At 50.1% G+C, this 19,073-nt stretch carries 18 protein-coding genes; 10 read left to right on the top strand and 8 right to left on the bottom strand.

Going from position 1 to position 19,073, the window contains the following annotated elements; genetic code table 11:
* Positions 1–31: 31 nt before the first annotated feature.
* From DBY97_RS05200 to htpX, 5 genes are all read left to right on the top strand, one after another.
* Positions 32–937 carry a peptidoglycan DD-metalloendopeptidase family protein gene (locus DBY97_RS05200; protein WP_107857683.1) on the top strand — a complete coding sequence of 302 codons (906 nt, stop codon included), beginning with the start codon at positions 32–34 and terminating at the stop codon, positions 935–937.
* Between the two features lie 78 nt (positions 938–1,015).
* Entirely contained in the window at positions 1,016–2,539 is a 1,524-nt protein-coding gene (locus DBY97_RS05195) for a phospholipase D family protein (RefSeq protein ID WP_107857682.1), read from the top strand.
* A 43-nt stretch (positions 2,540–2,582) separates the two neighbouring features.
* The gene (locus DBY97_RS05190; RefSeq protein ID WP_107857701.1) at positions 2,583–3,116 is read left to right on the top strand and encodes a C40 family peptidase; all 534 of its coding nucleotides are present in this window, start codon (positions 2,583–2,585) and stop codon (positions 3,114–3,116) included.
* Between the two features lie 196 nt (positions 3,117–3,312).
* Positions 3,313–4,221, top strand: a complete 909-nt coding sequence (gene hemF, locus DBY97_RS05185) for an oxygen-dependent coproporphyrinogen oxidase (protein WP_107857681.1) — start codon at positions 3,313–3,315, stop codon at positions 4,219–4,221.
* 190 nt (positions 4,222–4,411) lie between these two features.
* On the top strand, positions 4,412–5,251 hold the full coding sequence (htpX, locus tag DBY97_RS05180) for a protease HtpX (RefSeq protein ID WP_107857680.1): 840 nt from the start codon (positions 4,412–4,414) through the stop codon (positions 5,249–5,251).
* Positions 5,252–5,299: 48 nt separating this feature from the next.
* Here the strand turns inward: htpX and hpnC are convergent, their stop codons facing one another.
* From hpnC to miaA, 3 genes are read right to left on the bottom strand one after another with little or no spacing between them, the layout of a single operon-like run.
* Complete coding sequence (gene hpnC, locus DBY97_RS05175) at positions 5,300–6,115, bottom strand: squalene synthase HpnC (protein ID WP_107857679.1); 816 nt, start codon at positions 6,113–6,115, stop codon at positions 5,300–5,302.
* Positions 6,116–6,168: 53 nt separating this feature from the next.
* The gene (tadA, locus tag DBY97_RS05170; RefSeq protein WP_107857678.1) at positions 6,169–6,891 is read right to left on the bottom strand and encodes a tRNA adenosine(34) deaminase TadA; all 723 of its coding nucleotides are present in this window, start codon (positions 6,889–6,891) and stop codon (positions 6,169–6,171) included.
* Between the two features lie 3 nt (positions 6,892–6,894).
* On the bottom strand, positions 6,895–7,836 hold the full coding sequence (gene miaA, locus DBY97_RS05165) for a tRNA (adenosine(37)-N6)-dimethylallyltransferase MiaA (protein ID WP_107857677.1): 942 nt from the start codon (positions 7,834–7,836) through the stop codon (positions 6,895–6,897).
* A 217-nt stretch (positions 7,837–8,053) separates the two neighbouring features.
* Here miaA and bioB point away from each other — a divergent pair, with 217 nt between their 5' ends.
* Positions 8,054–9,106, top strand: a complete 1,053-nt coding sequence (bioB, locus tag DBY97_RS05160; RefSeq protein ID WP_070814209.1) for a biotin synthase BioB — start codon at positions 8,054–8,056, stop codon at positions 9,104–9,106.
* A gap of 49 nt (positions 9,107–9,155) precedes the next feature.
* Here the strand turns inward: bioB and DBY97_RS05155 are convergent, their stop codons facing one another.
* The 4 genes from DBY97_RS05155 to DBY97_RS05140 form a co-directional block, all read right to left on the bottom strand.
* A complete protein-coding gene (locus DBY97_RS05155; protein WP_107857676.1) occupies positions 9,156–10,163 on the bottom strand; it encodes an adenosine deaminase in 1,008 nt (335 codons plus the stop codon).
* A gap of 77 nt (positions 10,164–10,240) precedes the next feature.
* On the bottom strand, positions 10,241–11,020 hold the full coding sequence (locus DBY97_RS05150) for a ferredoxin--NADP reductase (protein ID WP_107857675.1): 780 nt from the start codon (positions 11,018–11,020) through the stop codon (positions 10,241–10,243).
* Between the two features lie 98 nt (positions 11,021–11,118).
* A complete protein-coding gene (locus DBY97_RS05145) occupies positions 11,119–11,562 on the bottom strand; it encodes an META domain-containing protein (protein ID WP_107857700.1) in 444 nt (147 codons plus the stop codon).
* A 70-nt stretch (positions 11,563–11,632) separates the two neighbouring features.
* Positions 11,633–12,790 carry a trans-sulfuration enzyme family protein gene (locus DBY97_RS05140; protein ID WP_107857674.1) on the bottom strand — a complete coding sequence of 386 codons (1,158 nt, stop codon included), beginning with the start codon at positions 12,788–12,790 and terminating at the stop codon, positions 11,633–11,635.
* Positions 12,791–12,967: 177 nt separating this feature from the next.
* Between DBY97_RS05140 and folE2 the strand changes: the two genes are divergently transcribed.
* Complete coding sequence (gene folE2, locus DBY97_RS05135) at positions 12,968–13,741, top strand: GTP cyclohydrolase FolE2 (protein ID WP_003685690.1); 774 nt, start codon at positions 12,968–12,970, stop codon at positions 13,739–13,741.
* Between the two features lie 218 nt (positions 13,742–13,959).
* Positions 13,960–15,765 (top strand): protein-disulfide reductase DsbD, encoded by a 1,806-nt coding sequence (dsbD, locus tag DBY97_RS05130; RefSeq protein WP_107857673.1) that lies wholly within the window; start codon positions 13,960–13,962, stop codon positions 15,763–15,765.
* Between the two features lie 61 nt (positions 15,766–15,826).
* On the opposite strand, the gene DBY97_RS05125 is transcribed toward dsbD, so the two are convergent.
* Positions 15,827–16,999 carry an alpha-hydroxy acid oxidase gene (locus tag DBY97_RS05125; RefSeq protein WP_107857672.1) on the bottom strand — a complete coding sequence of 391 codons (1,173 nt, stop codon included), beginning with the start codon at positions 16,997–16,999 and terminating at the stop codon, positions 15,827–15,829.
* Between the two features lie 359 nt (positions 17,000–17,358).
* On the opposite strand from DBY97_RS05125, the gene iscR reads away from it, so the two are divergent.
* Together iscR and DBY97_RS05115 are read left to right on the top strand one after the other, a co-directional pair.
* Complete coding sequence (gene iscR, locus DBY97_RS05120) at positions 17,359–17,805, top strand: Fe-S cluster assembly transcriptional regulator IscR (protein ID WP_003746476.1); 447 nt, start codon at positions 17,359–17,361, stop codon at positions 17,803–17,805.
* A 51-nt stretch (positions 17,806–17,856) separates the two neighbouring features.
* On the top strand, positions 17,857–19,071 hold the full coding sequence (locus tag DBY97_RS05115) for an IscS subfamily cysteine desulfurase (protein ID WP_004519895.1): 1,215 nt from the start codon (positions 17,857–17,859) through the stop codon (positions 19,069–19,071).
* Positions 19,072–19,073: the final 2 nt, after the last annotated feature.

Here is a 19,073-nt window from a genome sequence, read left to right as displayed (position 1 = left end):
GAACAATTACCCGAATACGAAAGTCATTAACATGTTGAAAAAAAGTGTATCTTATGCCGGATCGGCAGCTTTGGTTTTATTACTTGCAGCCTGTGCCAGCCAACAACCGGCTCCTGTAGTCGTCGGCACACAAAGCGGTGGTTCAACAACAAGCTCTACCGCTGACAATCCTTACGGTGCAGCGCCTTACAATACCAACACCAGCCCAGCGGCAGATGCTCCATACACTCCGCCGGCAAGTACACCTGCTCCAACATACAACAGCGGCAGCACCGGCACTTACACGCCTTCTTACGCGCCTGTTGATATCAATGCAGCGACACATACTGTTGTTCGTGGTGATACCGTTTACAACATCTCCAAACGCTACAACATTACCCAAGACAATCTGCGTGCATGGAATAACCTGGCCGACAACACCATCAGCATTGGTCAAACCCTGCGCGTGAAACCTGAAGGCTACGTTGCACCTGCAGCTTCTGCAAGCAAACCTTCTACGCCAACAACTACTGCTCCGATTCCAAGCACTCCTGCCAATACACCAACCGTATCTACCGGCAGCAGCCGCAACGTCAGTGGCATCACATGGCAGCGTCCGACTACCGGTAACGTTATCGCCAACTTCGGCGGTAGCAACAAAGGTGTGGATATCGCCGGTACGCAAGGTCAGCCTGTTGTTGCAGCGGCAGACGGTAAAGTCGTTTACGCAGGCTCAGGCTTGCGTGGTTACGGCAACTTGGTCATCATCCAACACAACTCCTCATTCTTGAGCGCATACGGCCACAACCAACGCCTGCTGGTTAATGAAAACCAAACCGTGAAACGCGGTCAAACCATTGCGCACATGGGTAATACAGATGCATCTCGTACCCAGTTGCACTTTGAGATCCGTCAAAACGGCAAACCGGTCAATCCGGCAAATTATGTTGCCTTCTAAGCTGATTCAAGCAACCTAATTTCAATTCAATCCCTGCCTAAATGTCATTTAGGTAGGGATTGTTTGTACCGGTTTCCCATGAAATTTCATCTTCCCTTTCTTTATACTCTGCTATTGGGCGGTTGCGCCGCGTTTTTGCCATCATTGGACGAACGCACCCAAAGCAGTTATCTTGACATCCCTTCAACGCCGCGACTGGACAGTGCCTTAGGTATTCCTTCAACCCCCTCCAAGGCCGATATTTCCCATATCTATCTACTGAACGATGCCCATGAAGCCTTTGTCGCCCGTGCTGCACTGATTGAATCCGCCGACCATACCCTCGATTTACAATACTATATCTGGCACAATGACATCTCCGGCAAACTTCTGTTCAACCTAATTCATCGCGCGGCCGAACGCGGCGTCCGTGTGCGTTTGCTTCTGGATGACAACAACACCAACGGCATGGATGATCTCCTGCTGGCACTCGACAATCATCCCAATATCGAAGTCCGTCTGTTTAATCCCTTTATTTTCAGAAAATGGCGTGCACTCGGCTACGTTGCCGACTTTCCGCGACTTAACCGCCGAATGCACAACAAATCGTTTACCGCCGACAACCGTGCCACCATTTTGGGTGGACGCAATATCGGCGACGAATATTTTAAGGTTAACGACGATACCATCTTTGCCGACCTCGACATCCTCGCCACAGGCCGTGTCGTAACAGAAGTTTCCCAAGACTTTGACCGCTATTGGGCAAGCCAATCCGCCTATAACGCGACCAGCATCATCAAACGGGGAAACCTGCAAAAAGGATTAGCAGAGCTTGATTACACCGACCAAGATAAAAATCAAACGCTCATCCGCTACCGTCAAAGCATCGAACACTCCAACCTCTATCAAAAAATGCAGAGCAACCTTATGGAGTGGCAAAGTGTCAGCACACGCCTGATCAGCGATGACCCGGCCAAAGGTTTAGACCGCGACCGGCACAAACCGCCTATTTCCGAACGCCTGCAAGACGCCCTCAAGCAACCAGAAAAAAGCGTTTACCTTGTCTCCCCTTATTTTGTACCCACAAAATCGGGCGTTAAGGCCATAGAAAAGCTGATTCACAACGGCGTGGACGTTACCGTCCTGACCAACTCCCTCCAAGCGACCGACGTTGCCGCCGTCCATTCCGGCTACGTCAAATACCGCAAGCCCTTGCTTAAAGCCGGGGTCAAACTTTACGAGCTCCAACCCAACCACGCTGTTCCAACCTCCAAAGACCGCGGCTTGACCGGTAGCTCCGCCACCAGCTTGCATGCCAAAACATTCATCGTGGACGAGAAACGCATTTTCATCGGCTCATTCAACCTCGACCCACGCTCCGCACGCCTTAATACCGAAATGGGCGTCGTCATCGAAAGCCCCGAAATCGCAGGCCAAATGCAGCGTGCCCTTGTAACGACCACCCCAAGCTACGCCTATCAGGTAACGCTTGGCAATTACAATAAACTATACTGGTATGACCCAAGCGAAAAACGAACTTACGCACACGAGCCCGAAGCCAAATTCTGGAAACGGATTACTTCAAAAATCCTATCCATCCTACCCATAGAAGGATTATTATAGAGGCCGTCTGAAAACAGAAATCATGCGGCCGGAGGAATTCACCATGTCTCGACTCATCTGTAAAACCCTATTTGTTTGTACCACCGGCCTATTGTTGGCCTCCTGCGGCACCACTGGCAAACACAAATCCCATAAGCCGCAAACAACCGCCAGAAAAGTCCAACCTGTCCGCATTTCCCATATCGACCGCACCCAAGGTTCGCAGGAATTGATGCTTCACAGCCTAGGCCTGATCGGCACGCCCTACAAATGGGGCGGCAGCACGACATCCACAGGCTTTGACTGCAGCGGCATGATCCAATTCGTCTATAAAAACGCCCTCAACGTCAACCTGCCACGCACCGCACGCGATATGGCCGCCGCCAGCCGTAAAATTTCCGATGACAAATTAAAAGCCGGCGATCTGGTCTTTTTCAATACCGGCGGCGCACACAAATATTCCCATGTCGGCCTCTACATCGGCAACGGCGAATTCATCCACGCCCCCAGCAGCGGCAAAACCATCAAAACCGAAAAACTTTCCACTCCGTTTTACGCCAAAAACTATTTGGGCGCACATACTTTTTTTACTGAATAAATCAAGGCCGTCTGAAAGGTATCGCCACATCATCGATACCTTTCAATCTATTGCTGATGAGTCAAGCTTGATTACAAGATAAGCTCATGCAAAATTTACCCATAACAAAGCAATAGTAAAATAACACTCAGTTTTAAAAGCTTAAATCATCTTTCGCCCTGTCATTTTGTAAGTACAAAACCATCAAGGAAATATCATGCACACAGAATCCGTTCTCACCCTCCTCAAAACCCTGCAAAACCAAATCTGCACCGCGCTGGAGCAAGAAGATGGCGAAGCCAAATTTGTGCATGAAGCATGGACGGGGAAACTGGGCATCGGCGAAACCCGCGTATTGAAAAACGGCGCAGTATTCGAGCAGGCAGGTGTGAATTTTTCGCATGTAAAAGGAACCCAAATGCCGGCTTCTGCCACGGCCCATCGTCCTGAATTGGCAGGCGCGGCGTTTGAAGCCATGGGTGTGTCGCTGGTCATTCATCCGAAAAATCCTTATGTCCCGACCAGCCATGCCAATGTGCGCTTTTTTATTGCCTATCCTGAAAATGCCGAACCTGTGTGGTGGTTTGGCGGCGGCTTTGATTTGACGCCGTTTTATCCTTTTGAAGAAGATATTGTGCATTGGCACACAGTGGCTCGGGACGTATGCGCGCCATTTGGCGAATCGGTTTATCCTGAATTCAAACAATGGTGTGACGAATATTTCTATTTGAAACACCGTAATGAAACACGCGGCGTGGGCGGCCTGTTTTTTGACGATTTAAACCGCTGGGATTTCGATACCTGCTTGAATTTTATCAAGGCAGTCGGGGAAGGCTATATCGCAGCGTATCTGCCGATTGTGGCCAAACGTAAAAACACGCCTTATGGGGAACGTGAACGCAATTTCCAACTCTACCGTCGCGGACGCTATGTCGAATTTAACTTGGTTTGGGACAGAGGCACGCTGTTCGGCCTGCAAAGCGGCGGACGCACGGAAAGCATTTTGATGTCCATGCCGCCTTTGGTACGCTTTGAGTATCAATATGTGCCGGAAGAAGGTTCACCCGAAGCACGCCTCAATCAATTCCTTATACCGCGCAACTGGCTGGAAGAAGCCGGCAGATAGTTTTACCTATAAAAGGCCGCCTGAAGAGCGATTCTCACTGGTTGAGACTACCTTTTCAGACGGCCTTTGCTTCAATTGCTTTGAATTTGCATACCTTTGCCTATTGCGCTGTTTCATCTCTATAGAGTTTTTGAGACAATGCGCCCATATAAAAAATCACCTCACAAACCACACTAAAAAGGAATAATCGGTGAAACGCATTTTCTTATTTATCGCAACCAATATCGCAGTTCTGGTTGTCATCCGTGTTATTTTGGCCATCTTGGGTATCAACAGTACCGACCAAGTCGGCAGCCTGTTGGCTTATTCCGCAGTCGTCGGCTTCAGCGGCTCGATTGTCTCCCTGCTAATGTCGAAAACCATTGCCAAACATTCGGTTGGCGCCGTCGTCATCGACCAGCCCCAAAGCGAAGAAGAAGCTTGGCTGTTGGCAACTGTTGAAGCGCAAGCCCGCCAATGGAATCTGAAAACGCCGGAAGTCGCCATTTACAACTCGCCCGAGCCTAACGCCTTCGCAACCGGCGCGACCAAAAACAGCTCGCTCGTCGCTGTCAGCACCGGCCTGCTCAACCACATGACCCGCGATGAAGTCGAAGCCGTTTTGGCTCATGAAATGGCGCACGTCGGCAACGGCGATATGGTAACGCTGACGCTGATTCAAGGTATCGTGAATACTTTTGTCGTCTTCTTGGCGCGTATCGTTTCCAGCATGGTGGCGCGCAACAATGACGGCAGCACTTCGCAAGGTACATATTTCATGGTCAGCATGGTATTACAAATTGTATTCGGCTTCCTCGCCAGCATCATCGTAATGTGGTTCAGCCGCCAACGCGAATACCGCGCCGATGCGGGCGCTGCAAAACTGGTGGGCGCGCCGAAAATGATTGCCGCCCTGCAACGCTTAAAAGGCAACCCCAGCGACCTGCCGCAAACCATGACGGCAATGGGCATTGCCAGCGAAGCCAAAGATTCTTGGTTCAGTACCCATCCTTCTTTGGACAACCGCATCAACCGTTTGAAAAACCGCTAATCAAAAACATCAAGGCCGTCTGAAACATCAGTTTCAGACGGCCTTTTTTTATTTCTTCATTAAAGCCCGTTTGATGATAATCATCCAGTCTTTCTTATCCAACAGCGGCCGCTGGTTAAACACGTCATACTTGCAACCGTCCAGCTTCTGCAAAATCAACTGGCCGCCGACAATAATCATGCGCAGCTCAAAACCGATTCGCCCTTTGAGGGTTTTGCCCAACGGCGAGCCTGCCTTCAACATTTGAAAAGCACGTTGGCACTCGTGCGCCATCAGTCGTTGAAAGGCGAAGTCGGCTTTGCCGGCCGCAATCTGTTCTTCGCTGACTTTGAACTTCTGCAAATCTTCCTGAGGGATGTACACGCGCCCTTTCTGCCAATCTACCGCCACGTCCTGCCAGAAATTAATCAGCTGTAAGGCAGTGCAAATGCCGTCACTTTGCGCCATGCTCACTTCATCGGTTTGCCCGTACAAATGCAGCATAATGCGCCCCACCGGATTGGCGGACAAACGGCAATAGGCAATCAATTCGCCAAAGTTTTCATAACGGTTTTTGACTACATCCTGACTGAACGCCGCCAGCAAATCATAAAACGGCTGCAACGGTAATTGAAACGGCTCAATCGCTTCGTTGTACAAACGCTGCATCAATGCCATTTGCGGTTTCCCGCCTTGTGCAATGCGGTCTAACTCTGCCTTCAGTTCGTCCAGTTGGCGTAGGCGTTCGGCTGCTTCGGCATTGCCTTCGTCGGCAATATCGTCCGCCGTCCGCGCAAAAGCGTAAACGGCGTGAACCGGCTTGCGCAAACGGCGCGGCAGCACAATGGAGCCGACTGGGAAGTTTTCGTAATGATTGACTGACATGGGAAATCCGAAAATTTAAAATAAAGTATTTTTGCTGACAGGCCGTCTGAAATTCAGACGGCCTTACGTTTGGCCGCAAAGAAATCCTGCAATACGCTTTGGCATTCTTCTGCCAATATGCCGCCCAAAATTGCGGTATGCTTGTTCAGACGTTTGTCGGCAAACAAATCGACCACGCTGCCTGCCGCACCGGTTTTAGCTTCGGCCGCACCATAAATCACGCGCCCGACCCGTGCCTGTATCAAGGCAGAGGCGCACATAGAGCAAGGCTCTAAGGTGATGTACACGTCGCAATCTTCCAAACGGTAGTTTTGTAAAGCTTTGCCTGCGGCGGCAAGCGCGTTGATTTCGGCGTGGTGGCTGACATTGTGGTCGCCAATGCAGGTATTGTGTGCCGCTGCGATTACCTTGCCTTGATATACGATGACTGCGCCAACGGGTACTTCGCCCAATGCCGCCGATTGTCTGGCCTGTTCTATCGCCAGTCGCATAAAGGTTTCCATATCGTTTTGAGAAGGGAAAACGGCAACAGGCGGATGGTTTTTTAATGCCTCGCCCAGCTCCGTCTTTCTCTCCTCGGAAATATGCCGGACATCCACACCCGAAACCAGCGCAGCCAGTTGCCACAAGGTGCTTTTGGTTACGGTCAAACCCGACGCTTTCAGCAATAGAAACGTGCGGACTGCGCCGATTTCCTGTAAATCTTCCAGTGTACGAATACCCAATTCTTTTAGCGCGGCCAATGTTTTAGGGGCAAGTGGTGGCGTGGTCAGCATGGATTATTCCTGAAAATGCTGACGCGCCAAGGCTAAGGCCGCCTGAACATAATCGCTGTCTGCGTAAGGATCTAACGTGTGCGCCAAAGGAATTTTCCGCAACCAGGTCAACTGGCGTTTGGCAAGCTGGCGCGTGGCGACAATGCCTTTTTCGACAAAGGTATCATAATCGGTTTCGCCTTCGAGATAATCCCAAGCCTGACGGTAGCCCACGCAGCGCATAGACGGCATATCCGCATGCAGCTGTGGATAATCGCGGCGTAAAGCGTGCATTTCATTGAGGAAACCGTGTTCCAGCATACTTAAAAAGCGTTTTTCAATTTGCTGGTGTAACAAATGGCGGCCTTCGGGGATAAGGGCAACCGTGCATAAATCCAATAAAGACGCAGCCTGCTTCTGCTCTGTGAAATGTTCGCTCAAAGGCCTGCCGGTCAGAAGATAGACTTCCAAAGCGCGCTCAATACGCTGGCTGTCATTGGCTTTCAGACGGCCTGCCGTAATCGGGTCAACTTCCTGCAAACGGCGATACAGGCCTGCCAGACCATGTTCGTTCTTTTCCGCCTGAAGCTGTGCGCGCACCGCCGTATCTGCGCCGGGCAAATCATTCAAACCTTCCGTCAGCGCGTGGAAATACATCATCGTGCCGCCGACAATCAGCGGATAGCGACCGCGCGCATATATTTCGTTCACCAAGCGCACGCAGTCGCCGACAAAATCTGCCGCACTGTAACTTTCCAGCGGCGAGATAATATCAATCAAATGATGCGGTACGGCGGCAAGCTCTTCGGCAGTCGGCTTGGCCGTACCGATGTCCATGCCGCGATACACCAGTGCGGAATCCAAACTGATGATTTCCACCGGCAAAGATTGGGCAATATTTAAGGCCAGTGCGGTTTTACCGCCGGCGGTCGGGCCGAGTACGGCGAAGGCTTTGGGCGCGTTCATAAGAAAACGGAAAAATTAAAAATGCGATTATAGCAAACCCGGGCAAACCATATTTCAGGCCGTCTGAAACATTTGCTCTACATTATCAAAAGCGTTACACTTGCTGCGCCGTTTCAGACGGCCTTTTATATTGATTTCAAACCTGCTGCTGCCGTCATTGCGCCGGCAGTCAAGCCGTCAGCGACACTGCGTCGCTGTAAACACGAAAGAACACACTATGACCGTATCTCCCGTAGCCTTGCGCCGTCAAACCGAGCGCAAGCCGCATCCGACTGCGCGTTATTGGAAAAAATGCGATGTCGAGGCTTTGTTTGGACTGCCTTTCCTCGACCTCGTTTTCCAAGCCGCCGAAATCCACCGCCAAAACTTCAACCCGCGCGAAATCCAGCTTTCCACCCTGCTCTCCATCAAAACCGGCGGCTGCCCCGAAGACTGCGCCTACTGCCCGCAATCGGCACACCACAACACCAATCTGGGCAAAGAGCAGATGATGGACGTGGACGAAATCGTCGAAAAAGCCAAAATTGCCCAATCGCGCGGCGCCAGCCGTTTCTGCATGGGCGCGGCATGGCGCGGCCCCAAACCCAAAGACGTGGCTGTTGTTTCCGAAATCATCAGCGCGGTGAAAAGCTTGGGCATGGAAGTGTGCGGCACCTTCGGCATGCTCGAAGACGGCATGGCGGAAGACTTCAAAAAAGCCGGTCTGGACTACTACAACCACAACCTCGACACCGACCCCGACCGCTACAACGACATCATCCATACGCGCAAACACGAAGACCGCATGGATACTTTGGGCAAAGTTCGCAATGCCGGTTTGAAAGTCTGCTGCGGCGGCATTGTCGGCATGAACGAAACCCGCGCCGAACGCGCAGGCCTGATTGCCAGCCTTGCCAACCTCGATCCGCAACCCGAAAGCGTGCCGATTAACCAGTTGGTCAAAGTGGAAGGCACGCCGCTGGCCGATGCCGAAGATTTGGACTGGACGGAATTTGTCCGCACCATCGCCGTCGCGCGCATTACCATGCCGCATAGCTACGTCCGCCTCTCCGCAGGCCGCAGCAATATGCCGGAATCCATGCAGGCCATGTGTTTCATGGCTGGCGCAAACTCGATTTTCTACGGCGACAAGCTGCTGACTACGGGCAATCCGGACGAAGACGGCGACCGCCTGCTGATGGAAAAATTGAATTTGTATCCGCTGCGCTTTGAATTGGAAGAAGAATACAAAGCCGCTCAGGAAACGCCTAAAATCAAAGTCGACTATTAACCGTCATCATAAAAGGCCGTCTGAAACTTTTTCAGACGGCCTTTTATCGTTATTCAACATGAAAACTTTCAATCTTCCGTATCCATTCTTCCTTTTCCGCCTCGCTCAAAAACGAAGCGCGGAACGAATTAGCGCACAAGGTTTTGATTTCTTCCGCACTCAAATCCAAAGCCTCGGCAAGCGCTTCAAAATTGCGGTTCATATAGCCACCGAAATACGCCGGATCATCGGAATTGACGGTTACCAACACGCCGCGTTGCAACATACGGCGCAAATTGTGTCTCGCCATTTCCGGAAATACTTTTAATTTCAAATTGCTCAACGGGCAAACGGTCAACGGCATTTGTTCTTTAATCAAACGCGCCATCAAGGCCTCATCTTCTTCTGCCCGTACGCCATGATCGATACGGCGGACATGCAGCAAGTCCAAAGCCTCGTAAACATATTCCGGCGGGCCTTCTTCTCCGGCATGGGCCACCGTCAACAAACCCTCCGCCCGCGCCTGAGCAAATACGCGTTCAAACTTGGCCGGCGGATGCCCCTGCTCGCTCGAATCCAAGCCTACGCCGATGATGTGTTCTTTATAAGGCAAAGCCTGATTTAAGGTTTCAAATGCGCTTTCTTCCGACAAATGACGCAGGAAACACATAATCAAACGCGTACTTATACCCCACTGCTGTCCGGCTTCACGGCAGGATCGGACAATGCCGTTAATCACGGTTTCAAACGCCACGCCCCGCGCAGTATGGGTTTGCGGATCGAAAAATATTTCCGTATGCACGACATTGTCTTCGCGGCAACGCTCAAGATACGCGCGGGTCAAATCGTAAAAATCCGCCTCGTACAGCAAGACGCCGGCACCGGCATAATAAATATCCAAAAACGACTGCAAATTGTGAAAATCATAAGCCTGCCGTACCGCATCGACATTTTTATAAGGAATCGCTATGTGGTTACGCTTGGCGATTTCAAACATCAGCTCCGGCTCGAACGTCCCTTCGATATGGACGTGTAGCTCGGCTTTGGGCAGGGCTTGGATAATTTGTTTGATATTCATATTTTCTCTGATTTTCGATTTATATTTAATATTGAAGGCCGTCTGAAACTTTCAGACGGCCTTTGACCATTTACCTGTTAGAAACCATTTTCCATCATGATTTCGCCGGGGATGCGGTTGCGGTGCATGGCGTAGCCCAAATCCATCAGGGCTTGGAAAGTGTCTTTGACCATTGCCGGATTGCCGCAGACCATAAAGCGCGTATCGGCTTTGGTGAACTTGAAGCCGACTTTTTCTTCCAAGTCGCCATTCTTCAGCAATTCGGGAATCCGTTTACCGCTCAATGCGCCTTCTGTTTCCTCACGCGTGGTAACTGGAACAAAAGTGAATTTATGGAAATATTCTTCAATCAGCGGATGCCCTTTCAAATCAGCAAGGCACTGGTTGAAAATCAACTCGTCGGCATAAGAGACGGAATGCGCCAAAACCAAACGGTCGAAACGCTGCCAAATTTCAGGCTGCTCGATAATGGAGAGGAAAGGCGCAATGCCGGAACCCGTGCAGAGCATGACCAAGTCTTTGCCGTCGGGGAATCGCTCGGGCAAGAGGAAACCGGTAGCCGTTTTATCCAGCAAAATAGTATCGCCCTCTTTCATCGCAGCAAAACGCGCCGACATCGGGCCGCCTTCGATTAACACCGCGAAATACTCAAGCGTATCGGCGTATTCGGCAGATACGACAGAATACGCGCGCCAAATAAAGCCCTCGCCGTCACGGAAACCAAGGCGCGAAAACTGCCCTGCCGAAAAACGGTAGGACTCAGGACGGCTGATGGCAAAAGTCATCAACTTAGGCGTATGGTGTTTGATCCACAAGACTTTTTCTTCGGTAAACTTGGCTTCTGGAGAAGCTGCCATAATAGGTTTCCTTGATATTCGGTATCAGTTTCAAATAGGGCTTATTATAAAGATTCAAAAGGCCGTCTGAAATATTTATTTTCAGACGGCCTTTAAGATCATTCACGGCGCAAACGGATACTGATGCCTTTTTGTTCCAAAATCAAATCGTTACCATCAAAACGATAGTTCCACACGCTTTGTTTACGCAAAAACGCATCTTCCAGCTTCATGTCTTCACACAGCATCATACTTACCGCAATATGGCCAAAATCAATTTTGTCCGAACCAATCGTATTGGTTTGGAACATCATACCGTTACACCCCATCTTGCCATACGCCTTAGGCATCTCGCTCAAATCCAGATAGGCATCAGTACCGGCCAAATCTTTTTCAGTAAATTTATTGAAAGCAACAACACGCCATTTGGCGGCTAAAGTAGGTTGCGCCGTTTGTTGAGTTTGCACCTGCACTTTAGAGGCTTGTTCAGGCTTAGATGCTGAAGGAGATGTACAAGCTGCCAAAACTACCATACTCATCAATGCGCCGAATAATGTTTTCATATCCATCCCTTAATTATTGCTAAAGGCCGTCTGAAAAACTATCCACCTTCAGACGGCCTTTAAGTCTTATTTACAAAGTCGTATCCAATGCTTTGGAAATATCGTTCCAAATATCGTCCACATCTTCGATGCCAACCGAGAAACGCAGCAGGCCGACTTTGATGCCCATTTCCATTTTCACATCATGCGGCACGCCGCTGTGGGATTGGGAATAGCAATGGTTGACCAGACTTTCCACACCGCCGAGGCTGGAAGCCATTTTGACCAGTTTCATGTTTTTAATCACGCTATTGGCCGCTTCACGCGTGTCGTTTTTGAGATAAACCGTAACTACGCCGCCGATGCCTTTGGGCATTTGTGCTTGGGCGAGTTCGTAATGTTCGTGCGACGGCAGGCCGGGATAGAACACTTTTTCAATGGCAGGATGGGCTTCCAAACGGCGCGCGATTTCGAGTGCGTTTTGGCAATGGGCGTTCATGCGCAAGGCCAATGTTTTGATACCGCGCAACACCAGCCAGCAGTCCATCGGACCTGCAATCGCGCCGGTATGCACCATCATATCGTGCAAAGGCTGCGCCAGCTCTTTGGTTTTGGCAACAACTACGCCCATCAATACGTCGGAATGGCCGCACAAATATTTGGTAGCGGAATGGAACACAAAATCGCAACCCATATCCAAGGGCTGTTGCAAATACGGCGTGGCAAAGGTGTTGTCGATGCCGACCAGCGCACCAGCCGCTTTGGCTTTTGCGGCAAGCGCTTTGATGTCTACCAAGCGCAAAAGCGGATTGGACGGCGTTTCCAGCCAGACCAGTTTGACATTGTGCGCTTTGAGCAGCTCGTCCAAATTATCCGGATTGCCCAAATCGGCAAAAACAACGTTCACACCCCATTTTTGATAAACATCGACCAATAAATCATAAGCGCCGCCGTAAATATCGGCGACGGCAACAATGGTATCACCAGGTTGCAGGAAAGTACGCCATACGGCATCAATCCCTGCCATACCGCTGGAAAACGCAAAGCCGGCCGCACCGTGCTCCAAATCGGCAACGGTATCTTCCAATACCTGACGGGTCGGGTTGCTCAGGCGCGAGTAGCGGTAAGGCACATTTTCGCCAATCTCGTGCAACGCAAACATACTGTTTTGATAAATCGGCGGCATCAGCGCACGGTTGTGTTCGTCGCAATCGTAGCTGGAATGGATGGCTTTCGTGGCGAATTTCATTTGGTCTCTGCCTATGTAGATGTGAATAATCAAAGATTTTATCACTATCTGAAAAATAGAAACAATCAATGCAGGCAGATAAAGCAAGTGATATAATCTCGCATTTGCAAATCGGCCGATACGAGCCGATTCCCCTACACGCATCTCAACAATCCCATCATGAAGGACATACCACGCATGAACGCCATTGCAGACGTGCAATCCAGCCGCGATTTACGCAACCTGCCGATTAATCAGGTCGGCATCAAAGACCTGCGCTTTCCAATCTCGCTCAAAAGCAAAGAAGGCGAACAATCCACCGTCGCCCGCCTGACCATGACGGTTTTCCTGCCTGCCGACCAAAAAGGCACGCATATGTCGCGCTTTGTCGCTCTGATGGAAAAACAAACCGATGCTTTGGATTTCGATACGCTGCACAAGCTGACCGCCGATATGGTTGCCCTGCTAGATTCGCATTCCGGCAAAATCAGCGTTTCCTTCCCGTTTTTCCGCAAGAAAAGTGCACCTGTCTCCGGCATCCAATCGCTGCTTGACTATGATGTTACCCTGACCGGCGAAATTAAAAACGGTACATACAGCCACAGCCTGAAAGTGATGGTTCCGGTTACTTCATTGTGTCCGTGTTCCAAAGAAATTTCCCAATACGGCGCGCACAACCAACGTTCGCATGTGACGGTCAGTCTGATTGCGAATGCGGATGTAGGCATTGAAGAAATCATCGATTACGTTGAAGCACAAGCAAGCTGCCAGCTCTACGGTTTGCTCAAACGCCCTGACGAGAAGTATGTAACGGAAAAAGCATACGAAAATCCGAAGTTTGTCGAAGACATGGTTCGTGATGTGGCCACGGTGTTAATTGCAGACAAACGCATCGAATCATTCGTCGTCGAAAGCGAAAACTTCGAATCGATACACAACCATTCCGCTTACGCTTATATCGCTTATCCTTAAAAGCCGAGCCGAATAAAAACAAAGGCCGTCTGAACATTTCAGACGGCCTTTGGCATAGATTGAACGATAACATGAGACTATCGGTCATATATGGGCAACCCTATTTCGATATAATTCAAAAGCATTAGATTTCTCTCGCAATATTTAACATAAATTAAGCCGATTGTTTTAACCATCATTTATAATGATGGTTCCTCAACGGCATCTCCGTAGATACTATGAAAAAATTCCTTTATTTCCTTATTGCATTTTTAGGCTTGAGCAGCTTCGCATTCGCAGTAGATGCCAATGATTTGCTGCCACCCGAGCAAGCCTTTGTGCCTCAAGTCAATGTAACCGATCAAGGCATCAGCGTGCAGTTCAAAATCGCTGACGGCTACTATATGTACCAGTCCAAAATCGTTGCAGCGACCAATCCTGACAAAGTCTTGGCCGAACCCAAATTCAGCAAAGGCGAAGAAAAAGAAGACGAATTCTTCGGCAAACAAACGGTTTACCACCATACCGCACAGGTTGACCTGCCTTACAAACAAGCCGCGCCGCAATACAAACTGACACTGACTTATCAAGGCTGCGCCGAAGTGGGTGTGTGTTATCCGCCTGTGGACACCGAGTTTGACGTAAAAGGCAACGGGGTTTACCAGCCGCAAAGCGACGAGCCGGTTTCTGCCAAAGACCGATTCTTGCAACCATCCGCCTCTTCAGACGGCCAAATGCCCACGCAACCCAGTACAAACAATCCCGACAGCAGCCGCTTTAAGCTCTCTTGGGATACTTTAAACGCCAACCTGTTGGCGTTTTTTGTCGCAGGTTTGGGCTTAAGCTTTACCGCCTGTATGTATCCGCTCCTGCCGATTGTTTCCAGCATTGTCGTAGGCGATAAAAAAGCCGGTAAAGGCCGCGCGTTTACCTTGTCTATGGTGTATGTACAAGGCTTGGCATTGACCTATACCTTGGTCGGCGTGATTGCCGGTTTGACCGGTGCGCTGTTGACCGTATGGCTGCAACAACCTTGGGTCGTACTTGCCGCCGCAGCGCTGATGGTGGTACTGGCTATGTCCATGTTCGGCTTCTTCAATATCCAGCTGCCAAACTCAGTCCAATCCTATTTCCAAAACCAAAGCAACAAACTCTCCGGCGGTAAAATCGTTTCCGTCTTCATCATGGGTATTTTGTCCGCCCTGATTGTCGGCCCTTGCGTTGCGCCTCCGCTGGCATTTGCTTTGGGCTATATCGGCCAGACCGGCGATGCCGTATTGGGCGGCCTTGCTCTTTATGTCTTGGCACTCGGCACCGGCGTACCGCTCATCATCATCGGCACATTCGGCGGCCATATCCTGCCTAAAGCAGGCGACTGGATGAACGGCATCAAATACGCATTCGGCTTCATCTTGCTGGCCGTTGCCGTATATCTTGCCACACCGCATCTGCCTTATTTCGCAGTAGTCGGCCTCTACACCTTACTGATGATTGTTCCCGCCCTTATGCTTTTGGCGAAATCCGGCAAACAAAAAGGCCGTCTGAAAACGGTTGCCACCGTATTGGGCTTTTTACTGCTGATTGGCGGCTCATGGTTTGGCTGGCAAAGCTTTAATAAACAAACCACCGCCCTGCACCACTTCTTAACACTGGTTCCGCCATCCGAAGCCGGACAAGAAACCGACCACGGCAAGATGTTTACCGATGTCGGCGAACTCAAAGCCGCTATGGATGCCGCTTTGAAAGCCGATCCAAGCAAGCCCGTGCTGATTGATTTCTACGCCGACTGGTGCGTATCCTGCAAAGAAATGGCCGCCTACACGCTCAACCAACCGCAGGTACACGAAGCAGTCGATATGCAACGCTTCTTCCAAATCGACGTAACCGCCAACACTCCCGATCATCAGGCCCTACTGAAAGAATACGGCCTCTTCGGCCCTCCAGGCGTGTTTGTTGTCCGCGCCGACGGCAGTCATAGCGAAGCCTTGTTAGGCTTTGTCAAACCCGATGCCTTCATCGAATGGTATCGCAAAAACGAGAAATAGCCGTCTATAAAAAGGCCGTCTGAAAACAAATTTTCAGACGGCCTCTTCTTATGTTCAGAAATTAAAATTCATCTTGAACCCAACGCGTAGAACGCAAAATGCTAGAATCCACATCTTGAATATTGCGATGACCGGTAAACGCCATGGAAATATCCATTTCTTTATACAGGATTTCCAGCGCACGGGTTACGCCTTCTTCACCATACGCACCCAAACCATACAGGAACGCCCGGCCTATCATCGTACCTTTCGCACCCAAAGCCCAAGCCTTCAAAATATCCTGACCGCTGCGGATGCCGCTGTCCATCCAAACCTCGATGTCGCCGCCCACTGCGCTGACCACATCCGGCAAAGCCTTAATGGCAGACACGGTATCGTCAAGCTGACGGCCGCCATGATTGGAAACGACCAATGCGTCCGCGCCACTTTTCGCTGCCTTTTCCGCGTCTTCAGGTTCCATAATGCCTTTAATAATCAACTTGCCGCCCCACAAATCCTTAATACGCGCTACATCGTCCCAGCTCAGACGCGGGTCGAATTGTTCGGAAGTCCATGAAGACAGCGAAGACAAATCACCCACGTTTTTCGCATGACCGACAATATTGCGGAAGGTGCGGCGTTCCGTGTTCAGCATTTTCATGCACCATTCCGGTTTGGTCGCCAGATTGATTAAATTGGCGATGGTCGGTTTCGGCGGCGCAGACAGGCCATTTTTAATATCTTTGTGGCGTTGACCCAAAACCTGCAAATCGGCAGTCAATACCAAAGCCGAACAATTGGCATCTTTTGCACGCTTAATCAGGTTTTCCATAAACTCACGGTCGCGCATCACATAAAGCTGAAACCAAAACGGTGAGCTGGTGTTTTCAGCCACATCTTCAATCGAACAAATGGACATGGTCGACAGCGTAAACGGAATACCAAATTTTTCCGCCGCCCGCGCCGCCAAGATTTCGCCGTCGGCGTGCGCCATACCCGTGAAACCTGTTGGCGCAATCGCTACCGGCATTTTCACATCCTGCCCAATCATTTTGGTTTCGAGACTGCGCCCCTCCATATTAACCAATACCTTTTGGCGGAAACGGATGTCTTTGAAATCCGAAGTGTTTTCACGATAAGTAGTTTCCGTCCAAGAGCCTGAGTCAATATAGTCATAAAACATACGCGGCATTTTACGTTTGGCAACAAGGCGCAAGTCTTCGATACAGGTTATTTTGCTTAAATCACATTTCATTGTCGATTGCCTCTGTTAAGGTAAAGATGGATGGTCAAGGCCGTCTGAACATTTCAAACACCTCATTATTTTACTCCATCAAAACAACTAAATTTTAAGAATAATTTTGATAATCTATATTAGTATCAATACTAAATCAAAACATTTTAACCCTGATATTTGTAGGGTTGATAGCCTTTTTTCAGACGGCCTTAAATCCAAATTACAGAAAAATAAAGAAAATATTTTCCGATTTAAAAATCAGCCAATGCCACCATTTAAACAAACAATCAAACCAAGCCGCCACATACTTGACTGAAACACTCAGATATTAGACAATTCCCTCCACTAATAAAAACGCCCATACAGGCAACCACACCATGAGACTGACTACCAAAGGGCGATTTGCAGTAACCGCCATGATAGATTTGGCGATGAACGCGCAAACCGGCGCTGTCAAACTCAGTGCTATCAGCGAACGACAAAGCATATCGCTCTCCTACCTCGAACAATTATTCAGCAAGCTGCGCCGTGCCGGATTGGTTGAAAGCCTACGCGGCCCAGGCGGAGGCTACATCCTTGCCGCGCCCGCCGAGCAAATCAATATTGCACAAATCATTTCCGCAGCCGAAGACCGACTGGATGCCACACAATGCGGCAGCAAAGCAAACTGCCACCACGGCGCCCCCTGTCTGACCCATGACCTTTGGGAAAACTTAAACAAAACCATCAATGATTACCTCAGCGGCGTTACGCTGCAAAGCATCATTGAACAAAAAAACTGCAGCGACAGCAGTCATGTCGTTACCTTTACACACATTCATTAAACCGACTTGCGGCAAAGACCGCAGGCAGATGACCAAACGAAAGAGCAAACCATGACCGTCAAAACCCCCGTATACCTCGACTACGCCGCAACCACTCCCGTTGATCGCCGCGTTGCCGAAAAAATGATTCCCTACCTGTCCGATATTTTCGGCAACCCAGCTTCCAACAGCCACAGCTTCGGCTGGGAAGCAGAAGAAGCGGTAGAAAAAGCACGCGCAGACATTGCAGCCCTGATTAACGCCGACTCCAAAGAAATCGTTTTTACCAGCGGCGCGACCGAATCCAACAACCTTGCCATTAAAGGCGCGGCGCACTTCTACAAATCCAAAGGCAACCACCTCATCACCGTAAAAACCGAGCACAAAGCCGTGCTCGACACCATGCGCGAACTCGAACGCCAAGGTTACGAAGTGACTTACCTGGACGTACAAGAAAACGGTTTGGTTGATTTAGACGTACTGAAAGCCGCCATCCGCGAAGACACCATCCTCGTTTCCGTCATGTGGGTAAACAACGAAATCGGCGTGGTTCAAGATATTCCTGCCATCGGCGAAATCTGCCGCGAACGCAAAATCATTTTCCACGTTGACGCAGCACAAGCATGCGGTAAAGTACCTGTTGACGTTGAAGCCGCCAAAGTTGATTTGTTGTCTATGTCCGGCCACAAAGTATACGGCCCTAAAGGCATCGGCGCCCTATATGTACGCCGTAAACCACGCGTCCGCCTCGAAGCCCAAATGCACGGCGGCGGCCACGAGCGCGGTTTCCGTTCCGGCACATTGCCGACCCACCAAATCGTCGGCATGGGCGAAGCCTTCCGCATTGCCAAAGAAGAATTGGCACAAGACACTGCACACTACTTAAAACTGCGCGATATCTTCCTCAAAGGCATCGAAGGCATCGAAGAAGTCTATATCAACGGCGACCTCGAACACCGCGCTCCGAACAACCTGAACGTCAGCTTCAACTTCGTCGAAGGCGAAAGCCTGATTATGGCGGTGAAAGAACTCGCAGTATCTAGCGGCTCCGCCTGTACTTCCGCAAGCCTTGAGCCAAGCTACGTTTTACGCGCACTCGGCCGCAACGACGAATTGGCACACTCTTCCCTGCGCATCACCTTCGGCCGCATGACCACCGAAGAAGAAGTGCAGTTTGCAGCAGAACTGATCAAATCCAAAATCGGCAAACTGCGCGAACTGTCTCCGCTGTGGGAAATGTTTAAAGAAGGTATCGATTTGAACTCGATTGAATGGGCGGCACATTAATC

This window comes from Neisseria subflava (assembly GCF_003044645.1).
GTDB classification, from domain to species: Bacteria; Pseudomonadota; Gammaproteobacteria; order Burkholderiales; family Neisseriaceae; genus Neisseria; species Neisseria subflava_B.
The sequence above is the reverse complement of the archived record's forward strand: the minus strand, read 5'-3'. Positions and strand labels throughout refer to the sequence as shown.